This window comes from Bacillus sp. AY3-1, assembly GCF_008368785.1.
Lineage (GTDB): Bacteria > Bacillota > Bacilli > Bacillales > Bacillaceae_G > Bacillus_A > Bacillus_A wiedmannii.
Map to the genome: position 1 here is coordinate 84,537 of NZ_QORZ01000012.1, position 11,385 is coordinate 95,921.

General features: G+C 36.9%; 13 protein-coding genes and 1 other annotated feature. All 13 genes read left to right on the forward strand.

Going from position 1 to position 11,385, the window contains the following annotated elements:
- Positions 1-58: 58 nt before the first annotated feature.
- Positions 59-337, forward strand: coding sequence for a YlmC/YmxH family sporulation protein (locus DN389_RS08490; RefSeq protein WP_000619414.1), 279 nt, complete (start codon positions 59-61; stop codon positions 335-337).
- Positions 338-454: 117 nt separating this feature from the next.
- Entirely contained in the window at positions 455-1,273 is an 819-nt protein-coding gene (pgeF, locus tag DN389_RS08495) for a peptidoglycan editing factor PgeF (protein ID WP_001249694.1), read from the forward strand.
- A complete protein-coding gene (locus DN389_RS08500; RefSeq protein ID WP_000218035.1) occupies positions 1,270-1,944 on the forward strand; it encodes a YggS family pyridoxal phosphate-dependent enzyme in 675 nt (224 codons plus the stop codon). Before pgeF ends, DN389_RS08500 begins: the two co-directional genes overlap by 4 nt.
- 19 nt (positions 1,945-1,963) lie before the next feature.
- Positions 1,964-2,434 (forward strand): cell division protein SepF, encoded by a 471-nt coding sequence (locus DN389_RS08505; protein WP_000119131.1) that lies wholly within the window; start codon positions 1,964-1,966, stop codon positions 2,432-2,434.
- Between the two features lie 6 nt (positions 2,435-2,440).
- Positions 2,441-2,704 carry a YggT family protein gene (locus DN389_RS08510; RefSeq protein ID WP_000259082.1) on the forward strand — a complete coding sequence of 88 codons (264 nt, stop codon included), beginning with the start codon at positions 2,441-2,443 and terminating at the stop codon, positions 2,702-2,704.
- A 15-nt stretch (positions 2,705-2,719) separates the two neighbouring features.
- The gene (locus DN389_RS08515) at positions 2,720-3,487 is read left to right on the forward strand and encodes a YlmH family RNA-binding protein (RefSeq protein ID WP_000029706.1); all 768 of its coding nucleotides are present in this window, start codon (positions 2,720-2,722) and stop codon (positions 3,485-3,487) included.
- 89 nt (positions 3,488-3,576) lie between these two features.
- Positions 3,577-4,083: a septum site-determining protein DivIVA gene (divIVA, locus tag DN389_RS08520; RefSeq protein WP_001131609.1), complete on the forward strand. Its 507-nt coding sequence runs from the start codon at positions 3,577-3,579 to the stop codon at positions 4,081-4,083.
- A 51-nt stretch (positions 4,084-4,134) separates the two neighbouring features.
- Positions 4,135-4,359: a binding site (T-box leader), on the forward strand.
- A gap of 71 nt (positions 4,360-4,430) precedes the next feature.
- Complete coding sequence (gene ileS2 / locus DN389_RS08525) at positions 4,431-7,196, forward strand: isoleucine--tRNA ligase (RefSeq protein ID WP_000455964.1); 2,766 nt, start codon at positions 4,431-4,433, stop codon at positions 7,194-7,196.
- Between the two features lie 157 nt (positions 7,197-7,353).
- Positions 7,354-7,683, forward strand: a complete 330-nt coding sequence (locus tag DN389_RS08530; protein WP_001004658.1) for a TraR/DksA C4-type zinc finger protein — start codon at positions 7,354-7,356, stop codon at positions 7,681-7,683.
- Positions 7,684-7,807: 124 nt separating this feature from the next.
- Positions 7,808-8,266, forward strand: coding sequence for a lipoprotein signal peptidase LspA (gene lspA, locus DN389_RS08535; protein ID WP_000642186.1), 459 nt, complete (start codon positions 7,808-7,810; stop codon positions 8,264-8,266).
- Between the two features lie 4 nt (positions 8,267-8,270).
- Positions 8,271-9,179 carry an RluA family pseudouridine synthase gene (locus DN389_RS08540; protein ID WP_000005846.1) on the forward strand — a complete coding sequence of 303 codons (909 nt, stop codon included), beginning with the start codon at positions 8,271-8,273 and terminating at the stop codon, positions 9,177-9,179.
- A gap of 203 nt (positions 9,180-9,382) precedes the next feature.
- Complete coding sequence (pyrR, locus tag DN389_RS08545; RefSeq protein ID WP_001156490.1) at positions 9,383-9,925, forward strand: bifunctional pyrimidine operon transcriptional regulator/uracil phosphoribosyltransferase; 543 nt, start codon at positions 9,383-9,385, stop codon at positions 9,923-9,925.
- A 146-nt stretch (positions 9,926-10,071) separates the two neighbouring features.
- Positions 10,072-11,355, forward strand: coding sequence for a uracil permease (uraA, locus tag DN389_RS08550; RefSeq protein WP_000435919.1), 1,284 nt, complete (start codon positions 10,072-10,074; stop codon positions 11,353-11,355).
- Positions 11,356-11,385: the final 30 nt, after the last annotated feature.

Consider the following 11,385-nt stretch of genomic DNA (forward strand, 5'->3'; position numbering starts at 1 on the left):
CTGTTAATTTGAGAAACAGTGTTTTTTCAATTCGTCATATATAAGGGAGAGGATGAAAATGATAAGAATTTCGGAGTTGCAGATGAAAGAGATAATAAATGTTTCAGATGGAAAAAGGCTTGGGAATATTGGAGATATTGAAATTGATATGAACACAGGGAAGATCGGGTCTATTATTATTTCCAAACAGGCACGTATGTTAGGGATCTTTGGGAAGGATGTAGAAATTGTAATTCCTTGGGAGGAAATTATGAAAATTGGGGAAGATGTCATACTTGTTAGAGTAAATCCTGTTAATTCTGTAACAGAATCAATACAAACACCGACAATTTCATAAAGAATATTACAAATTCCTCTTTTTTTTCTGTTGGCATTATGAAAAAATAAAAGTATGGTAAAATAGACAGGAAGTACCATGCTTTTTTATGTTATTTTAATTAAAAGGAGTCACTTTATGAGACAACCATTTAAATATGTGGACGGTATACTGTATTTACAAGCGTGGAAAGAACTTGGAAACATTACTGCTGGATTTACGACAAAAGATGGTGGGGTAAGTACGGGCTCCTATCATGCGATGAATTTAGGATTACATGTGAATGATATCGTGGAGAACGTTCATGAAAACAGACGCATTTTAGCAAATAAGTTACAAAAACCATTAGAAAACTGGATTTGCTCTGAACAAGTTCATGATCATCATGTTGAAAAAGTAGGACAACAGGAAAAAGGAAGTGGCGTCTATTCATATGAAGACGGCATTTCAAAAACAGATGGCATTTATACGACTAATAATGATGTTCTTCTAACATCATGTTACGCGGATTGTGTTCCACTCTATTTTTATGCACCATCACATGGTATGATAGGACTTGCGCATGCTGGATGGAAAGGGACTGTAAAAGAGATTGCAAAGGAAATGATTCAAAAATGGAATGCAGAAGGGATTTCAAGTGATGAAATTCATGTTGCAATTGGACCAGCAATTGGATCTTGTTGTTACGTTGTTGATGATCGAGTGTTAACAGCAGCAGAGCAAGTAGTAAACGGCTCTGTCCCTTATAAAAAAATTTCTGATGGGCAGTACGCAATTAATTTAAAAGAAATTAATCGTATATTATGTGTACAATCAGGCATAAAAGAAGAGAATATTGTAATGTCATCTCTTTGTACAAGCTGTGAAGAACAACTATTTTTCTCTCATCGTCGTGATCAAGGTAAGACAGGAAGAATGTTGAGTTTCATAGGTTTTAAGGAGGAAGAAAGCAAGTGACAGTACAAAAAAATTTAACAACTGTAAATGAAGCAATTAAACAATCTTGCGTACGAGCGGGACGTTCGTTGCAAGATATTAAACTCGTTGCGGTTACAAAAACGGTAGGAATTGAAAAAACAAACGAAGTAATTGAAGCTGGAATTATCGATTTAGGTGAAAATAGAAATGAAAGTTTCTTACAGAAGTACGAACATTTCGGTTCAAAAGTGAATTGGCATTTTATTGGATCATTACAAACGAGAAAAGTAAAAGAAATCATTAATGAAATTGATTATTTACATTCGTTAGATCGTCTTTCACTTGCAAAAGAAATTCAAAAACGTGCTGATAAGAAAGTGAAATGTTTTATTCAAGTGAAAACATCATCTGAAGAATCAAAGCAAGGATTGGCAATAGAAGAAACCGTTTCTTTTATTCAAAGTTTGCAAGAATTGGATAAGATTGAAGTGGTGGGACTAATGACAATGGCTCCGTTTACAGAAGAAGAGGAAGAAATCAGACGCTGTTTTAAGGAGTTGTGTATGCTACAAACAGAGGTGCAGGAGCTAGAATTATTACATGCGCCATGTAAAGAATTATCAATGGGAATGTCTAATGATTACACGATTGCAATTGAAGAAGGTGCTACATATATTCGTTTGGGGACGATTTTAGTAGGAAAAGCGTAAAAGGAAGGAGAATCTTATTATGAGTTGGTCAAAAGTAAAATACTTCTTTTTTGATACACCGGAAGAAAAAGAAGCAGCTCAATATAGTTATGAAAAGGAGCAAACAGACATGAAGAAGCAGCAAGATCCGCCAGAACAACAAGATGTTGCGTTTCCAAAAGCGCAACCGAAACAAAATGTTGTGAGCATTGAAACGGCAAAGCAATCTTCAAAAGTTGTTTTATTAGAACCACGCACATATTCGGAAGCACAAGGGATTTCGGACCATTTAAAAGGTAGACGAGCTGTTGTGATTAATTTACAACGAATGTCTACTGATCAAGCTGTACGTATCGTTGACTTTTTAAGTGGTACTGTATACGCTATAGGCGGGGACATTCAAAAAATAGGACCGAAAACATTTATGTGTACCCCTGAAAATGTAGATATTGTTGGCGCAATTTCAGAGTTATTCGGTGAAGAAGAAGACACAAATATAAAGAGGTGGTAATACGCCATGGTAACAGTTTTAAACGTTTTAATTACTGCTATCGAGATCTACTCGTGGGCACTTATTATTTACATTCTTCTATCATGGTTCCCTGGTGCAAAAGAATCAACTTTTGGAGAAATTCTTGCGCGTATTTGTGAACCGTATTTAGAACCATTTCGCAGATTTATTCCGCCGCTTGGTATGATTGATATCTCTCCACTCGTTGCGATTTTCACGTTAAAGCTTGCTACGAATGGTTTAATAAGTATATTCAACTATTTCTTATAGTAAGAGGTTAAATACATGAGCATCTATGAACATTTCAGACCCGATGAAGAGGTCTTTGTGGATAAGGTGTTAGAGTGGAAGCGAGCAGCGGAGTACCATCAAGTGAAGTTAACAGACTTCCTTGATCCAAGACAACAACAAATTGTCACTATGGTAATAGGACAAGGGGATGTTGCTGTACAGTTTGATGGTGCAACGCCTCATGCAGAGCGTAAGAGAGCACTCATTTATCCGGACTATCTAGTAGTGAATGAAGAGGAATTTCAAGTAGAAGTATTGGAAATTGACTATCCTTCCAAGTTTTATACGCTAGAACATAGGCAAATATTAGGTACATTTATGTCTCTTGGTTTAACGAGAGAAAAATGTGGTGATATTTTGCTTCAAGAAGATCGTGCCCAAATTGTAGTCGCGAAAGAAGTTGTATCTTATATTGAGATGAACTTACAATCTATAGGGAAAGTGAAAGTCTCCTTATCACCAGTGCAAGGAGAAAAAATTCTACAGATGCAAGAAACGTGGGGAGAGAAATCTGGAACGGTTTCTTCACTTCGTTTAGATGTTATGTTGGCTGAAATGTTACATATATCCAGACAAAAAGTACAACCTTTCATAAAAAATGGTTTAGTAAAAGTTAATTGGAAAACAGTGGAGCAAACCTCTTATGAATGTTATCCAGGAGATGTTTTTTCAGTGAGAGGATATGGACGAAGTAAATTGTTTTCTGTAGAAGGTAGAACAAAGCGCGACAAATGGAGAATTTTGTATGGTATACTAAAATGATTGGTTTTTTAGAAGGAAATCCTCCTATTTTGTCGAAGAAAAGATATAATTGAAATAGGAAATTTAGATAACTACTTGGAGGTGGCGTTGTGCCGTTAACACCATTAGATATTCATAACAAAGAATTTGGTCGCGGATTCCGTGGCTATGATGAAGATCAAGTAAATGAGTTTCTTGATCAAATTATCAAAGATTATGAATTAGTCATTCGTGAGAAAAAAGCTTTAGAAGAAAAAGTTGCGCAATTAGAAGGGAAGTTAGATCATTTCTCTAATATTGAAGATACGTTAAACAAATCTATCATCGTTGCACAAGAAGCAGCGGAAGAAGTAAAACGTAACGCGCAAAAAGAAGCAAAATTAATCGTACGTGAAGCTGAAAAGAATGCAGACCGTATTATTAACGAAGCGTTAGTAAAATCAAGAAAAGTTGCCTTTGATATTGAAGAGCTAAAGAAACAAGCGAAAGTATTCCGCACTCGTTTCCGTATGTTATTAGAAACACAGCTTGAAATGTTAAACAACGATGATTGGGATAAACTAATTGAGTTAGAAGACGAAGTAGATGAACTGTTGAAAAAAGAAGAAACAGTGTAAGCTTGACGTTTTTCTCATTATTACATATAATTTTAAACAACATATTTATTAAGAAAAACGAAGATAGGGATAAGTACCTTTTTCATACCTTATATAGCGAACTGAGGATGGTGTAAGCTCAGGATAAGGAGATAATGGGAATATCACCCTGGAGTTCCGCGCTGAACAAATAGAGTAAGCGTAGGCGTATATTCGCGTTAAGAATATAAAGAGGATTGTATACATACGTATAGGATCTACTAGGGTGGTACCGCGGGAGACTTTCTCGTCCCTTTTTGGGATGAGAAGGTCTCTTTTCTATTCCGTTTTTTAAGTGTTTCTTTTATACATGTAAGGAGGAATTGAGCATGGAGTACAAAAATACATTACTAATGCCAAAAACAGAGTTCCCAATGCGTGGGAATTTACCAAAACGTGAGCCTGCAATGCAAGAACAGTGGGCTGAAATGAATATTTATGAAAAGGTACAAGAACATACGAAAGGTCGTCCTTTATTTGTACTGCATGATGGACCTCCATATGCGAATGGTGACATTCATATGGGACATGCATTAAATAAAGTGCTAAAAGACTTTATTGTTCGTTATAAATCAATGACAGGTTACTGCGCACCATATGTACCGGGTTGGGATACACACGGTTTACCAATTGAGCAAGCTTTAACAAATAAAGGTGTAAAGCGTAAAGAAATGACAGTTGCTGAGTTCCGTAAGTTATGTGCAGAGTATGCATATGAACAAGTAGAACGTCAACGTGAACAATTTAAGCGTTTAGGTGTACGTGCAGATTGGGATAACCCATATATTACTTTAGAGCCGGCTTATGAAGCGCAACAAATTAAAGTGTTCGGTGATATGGCGAAAAAAGGTTATATTTATAAAGGACAAAAACCAGTTTACTGGTCTCCAACGAGTGAATCAGCTTTAGCAGAAGCTGAAATTGAATACCAAGATAAAAAATCAGCATCTATTTACGTAGCATTCCCTGTAAAAGACGGAAAGAACGTATTAGAAGGTGATGAGAAATTTATTATCTGGACAACAACACCTTGGACGTTACCTGCAAACTTAGGTATTTCTGTTCACCCAGAACTTGAATACGCTATTGTAAAAGTAAATGATGAAAAATATATTATTGCTTCTGAACTATTTGAGACAGTTGCAAAAACGTTAGAGTGGGAAAATGCTGAAGTTGTGAAAACGGTAAAAGGTAGCGAACTTGAGTATACAGTTGCAAAACATCCATTCTACGATCGTGATTCATTAGTTATGCTAGGAGATCACGTAACAACAGATGCAGGTACAGGTTGTGTTCATACAGCACCAGGACACGGGGAAGATGACTTCGTTGTTGGTAAAAAGTATGGATTAGAAGTACTTTGCCCAGTTGATGATAAAGGTGTATTAACAAATGAAGCACCTGGATTTGAAGGCTTATTCTATGATAAAGCTAACAAGCCAATTACAGAAAAATTAGAAGAAGTAGGCGCGTTACTGAAACTAACGTTCATTACGCATTCATACCCGCATGATTGGAGAACGAAAAAACCAATTATTTTCCGTGCAACAGCACAGTGGTTTGCATCTATTGAAGCGTTCCGTAAAGAATTATTAGAAGCTGTTGCGGAAACAAAATGGGTACCAGCATGGGGAGAAACTCGTCTTCATAATATGGTTCGTGACCGTGGTGACTGGTGTATTTCTCGTCAGCGTGCATGGGGTGTGCCAATCCCTGTATTCTATGCAGAGAATGGTGATCCAATTATTACAGATGAAACAATTAACCATGTAGCAGATTTATTCCGTGAGCACGGTTCTAACGTATGGTTTGAGCGTGAAGCGAAAGATCTATTACCAGAAGGATTTACACATACAGGTAGCCCAAATGGTGAATTCCGTAAAGAAACAGACATCATGGATGTATGGTTCGATTCAGGTTCTTCTCACCAAGCAGTATTAGAAGAGCGCGAAGACTTACAACGTCCAGCTGATTTATATTTAGAAGGATCTGACCAGTATCGTGGTTGGTTTAACTCTTCATTATCAACAGCAGTTGCTGTAACAGGTAAAGCTCCATATAAAGGCGTACTAAGCCATGGTTTCGTATTAGATGGTGAAGGACGTAAAATGAGTAAGTCGATTGGAAACATCGTCGTACCGAAGAAAATTATGGATCAATTAGGTGGAGATATTTTACGCTTATGGGTATCTTCTGTTGACTATCAATCTGATGTACGTATTTCAGATGATATTTTAAAACAAGTAGCAGAAGTGTATCGTAAAATCCGTAACACATTCCGTTTCTTATTAGGAAACTTAGATGACTTTAAGCCAAGTGAAAATACAGTAGCTGTAGCTGAACTTCGTGAAGTAGATCGTTACATGTTAGTGAAATTAAATGACTTAATTACAAAAGTAAAAGAAGCATATGAAACATACGACTTCGCTGCTGTGTATCATGCAATTCATAACTTCTGTACAATTGATTTAAGTTCATTCTACTTAGACTTTGCAAAAGACATTTTATACATTGAAGGTGCAAACCATGAAGATCGTCGTGCAATTCAAACTGTATTATATGATGTTCTTGTTGCATTGACGAAACTTGTAACACCAATCTTACCGCATACAGCTGATGAAGTATGGCCATACATTCCGGGTGTAACAGAAGAAAGTGTACAATTAACTAATATGCCAGAAGCTGTACAATTAGATGGTGCGGAAGCATTAAAAACAAAATGGGATGCATTTATGACGCTGCGTGATGACGTATTAAAAGCGTTAGAAGTAGCTCGTAATGAGAAAGTAATCGGTAAGTCATTAAATGCAAGTATTACGCTATATCCGACTGTAGAAATGAAAACTATGTTAGAGTCTATTAGCGAAGACTTAAAGCAATTATTCATCGTTTCTGAGTATAAACTTGGTGGTATGATGGAAGAAGCGCCAGCAGATGCGCCGAAGTATGAGCATACAGCGGTTGTTGTTGCTCAAGCAACTGGTGAAACATGTGAACGTTGTTGGGTAGTTTCAGAAACAATTGGTAAAGACGCTGAACATGAAACATTATGTGAGCGTTGTGCAACAGTTGTTAAAGAAAACTATGTAAAATAATAAAAAAACTGACTGTGCGTAAGTACAGTCAGTTTTTTTGTTGATGATATATTAAAATAACTTTCACTCTCTTTCCTATGAAGGAAAAATGTGTGTGAGGTAAGCATAGAAATTTCGGACACACTAATCGTACATTGCAGCTAGGAGGAATGTACACGTGAATGAAATGTATATGGAAATCAAAGAAGAATTGCAATTGATGCGAAAAGAGTTACAAGAGAGGCTAGCTAAAGAGGTCATGCACAAATATGATACAGAGTTTAGCGAAGAGCTTGGATATGAAATTAAGGAAGAGATAAAGAAAAAACTCCTATTACATGATATAAAAGAGGACTTAAAAGATGTAGAACGTGCATTATTTAAAATGGAAATAGATATGTATGGTATTTGTGAAGAAACGGGGAGAGCAATTTCGGTAAAACAAATGAAGACGATGCCGACTGCCCGTACCATTCATGAATTTTTCTATGAAAAAGTAAATGTATGAATGCGCACAACGATATTATATTACCTTTTTTTAATTTATTTTATTCTTCTATAAAGGTTCATTGTGAAAAGGTTGCAGCTATGCTAAAATTTTGAGGTACACTGTCTTTGTGGGGGAAATGAAAATGATATATTATGTAATAGCGTTATTTGTCATTGCCATCGATCAAATATCGAAATGGCTAATTGTAAAGAACATGGAATTGGGTACGAGCATTCCGATTATCGATAATGTATTATACATAACATCACATCGAAATAGAGGAGCTGCCTGGGGGATTTTAGAAAATAAAATGTGGTTTTTCTACATTATTACAGTCGTTTTTGTAGTATTTATCGTAATTTATATGCAAAAATATGCGAAAACAGACAAACTTCTAGGGATTTCATTAGGTCTAATACTAGGCGGAGCAATTGGTAATTTCATTGATCGTGTATTTAGACAAGAAGTAGTGGATTTCATTCACGTGTATATTTTCTCGTACAACTATCCAGTATTCAATATAGCTGATTCAGCATTATGTATTGGTGTTGTATTAATTATTATTCAAACATTATTAGAAGGCAAGAAAACGAAGGAGTAATTGAATGAGTGAAGTAGTACAAGTAACAGTTGCAGAAGAACAAAAAAGTGAGCGAATTGATAAATTCGTTGCAGAAATAAACAGTGAATGGTCACGTTCACAAGTACAACAATGGATTAAAGATGATGTCGTTACAGTTAATGGAAAATCGGTAAAAGTGAATTATAAAGTTAAAGAAAACGATGAAATTACAGTAACGATTCCTGATCCAGAAGAGTTAGATATCCAAGCAGAAGATATGGGCTTAGAAATTTATTATGAAGATGCAGATGTACTCGTTGTAAATAAGCCACGTGGTATGGTTGTACATCCAGCTCCAGGGCATACAAGCGGTACGCTTGTAAACGGACTTATGCACCATTGTACAGACCTGTCAGGTATTAACGGTGTAATGCGTCCTGGTATCGTGCATCGTATTGATAAAGATACATCTGGACTATTAATGGTTGCTAAAAATGATGTGGCGCATGAGTCACTTGTAAATCAACTTGTAGCAAAAACAGTAACAAGACGTTACAAAGCGATTGTACACGGTGTGATTCCGCATGATAAAGGAACGATCGATGCGCCAATTGGTCGCGATAAGAAAGAACGTCAAAGCATGACAGTTGATGAAAATGGTAAGAATGCTGTTACACACTTCCAGGTGTTAGAACGCTTTAAAGATTTTACACTTGTAGAATGTCGCTTAGAAACGGGACGTACGCACCAAATTCGTGTTCATATGAAATACATTGGCTATCCACTTGCAGGAGATCCGAAGTATGGTCCGAAGAAAACATTAGACATGAATGGACAAGCACTTCACGCAGGTATTTTAGGGTTTGACCATCCTCGTACTGGTGAATATATTCAGTTTGAGGCACCGATTCCAGAAGTGTTTGAAGACGCATTAAATATTTTACGGAAATAGTATTGACAAATCATAAGAAAACTGAGATACTGACAACAGTTAAATAATGATCCTTTAACACAGCCCCGTGAGGTTGAGAAGGTAACGGTTTGAAATACATAGGGTATGCTGTACCCTTTTTTCAAAAGTCCTCTCGCACACGCTGAGAGGACTTTTTTTATACCATTACTCTCACGCAAGAAAAAAGCTTGGAGGTGTAGAGCATGCAAGAGAAAGCTGTCGTTTTAGATGACCAAATGATTCGCCGCGCTTTAACACGAATTAGTCATGAAATCGTGGAACGAAATAAAGGTGTCGATAATTGTGTTCTTGTCGGAATTAAAACTCGTGGAATTTTTATTGCACAACGTTTGGCAGAACGAATTGGTCAAATTGAAGGAAAAGAAATGGAAGTTGGAGAGCTAGATATTACGTTATATCGTGATGATCTAACACTACAATCGAAAAATGAAGAACCACTTGTAAAAGGTTCTGATATCCCTGTAGATATTACGAAGAAAAAAGTTATCCTTGTGGATGATGTATTATATACAGGAAGAACAGTTCGAGCGGCAATGGATGCTCTTATGGATTTAGGTAGACCATCACAAATCCAACTGGCGGTTCTTGTTGATAGAGGTCATCGTGAACTACCAATTCGCGCTGATTATGTAGGAAAGAACATTCCAACATCAAGTGAAGAGCGTATCGAAGTTGATTTGCAAGAGACAGATCAACAAGATCGAGTAAGCATATACGATAAGTAAAGCCCTTTTAAATGTAGTCCTGTGAGGCTGCCAAAGGGTCTTGGCTTTCATATGTCAAATTTGGCATACGAAAGTGTAGGACTCTTTGTGCACAGGCACAAAGAGTTTTTTTATTGCAAAGATTTAAACTGAAGGAGGATGTAACAATGGAACAAAAGCCAGTGTTAGACGTTAATGAAGTACCGAAACCGGGAAAATGGTTATTTTTAAGTATACAACATTTGTTCGCGATGTTTGGATCAACAGTGCTTGTTCCGTTTTTAACAGGATTGAATCCGTCAGTAGCATTAATATCAAGTGGATTAGGAACGCTAGCGTTTCTTCTTATAACGAAAGGTCAAGTACCTGCCTATCTAGGATCATCATTCGCCTTTATCGCACCGATTATAACAGCGAAAACAGCAGGTGGACCTGGAGCAGCAATGCTCGGTGGTTTGTTTGCAGGACTTGTGTACATCTTAATCTCACTCGGAATTAAGAAGTCAGGATCAGAGTGGATTATGAAATTACTTCCGCCAATCGTAGTTGGTCCAGTCGTAATGGTAATCGGTCTAGCTTTAGCACATACAGCAGTTAACATGGCGATGAACGGTGCGGATGGCAAATATAGCTTTACACACTTTTCAGTAGCATTAGTAACATTAGCAATTACAATTATCTGCTCTATATTCGGAAGAGGGTTTTTCAGTATCATACCAGTGTTACTGGGCATTATCGGCGGATATATCTTCGCTTACTTCCAAGGGCTAGTAAACTTAAAGCCGGTAGCTGAGGCAAAATGGTTTGTTGTACCAGATTTCACAGTACCATTTGTAACATATACTCCGGAGTTTTCGTGGAAGATTGTACTCTTGATGGTACCAGTTGCACTAGTAACAATTTCAGAACATATCGGACATCAAATTGTACTTGGAAACGTTATTAAAAGAGATTTAATTGAAAAACCAGGTTTACATCGCTCAATCTTCGGTGATGGAATAGCAACATTGATTGCATCACTAATAGGTGGACCACCGAATACAACGTATGGTGAAAATATCGGTGTGCTAGCAATTACGAGAGCTTACAGCGTATACTTATTCATCGGATCAGCAGTATTCGCAATCATGTTTGGTTTTATCGGTAAGATTTCCGCGCTGATTCACTCCATACCAACACCGGTTATGGGTGGAGTATCAATCTTACTATTCGGTGTAATCGCATCAAGCGGATTACGCATGATGGTAGATGATAAAACAGACCTAAGTGACAAACGAAACTTAATGATTGCATCAGTAATACTAGTAATCGGTATTGGTGGAGCGGTACTTCATGTAGGAGAATCGTTCCAAGTAGAAGGAATGGCACTAGCAGCAATTGTAGGTGTACTGTTAAATCTACTACTACCGGAAACGAAACAAATAAAACAATCTAAGCAGATTGCTTCATAATAACAACCTTTTAATTCAGTCCTGTGAGAC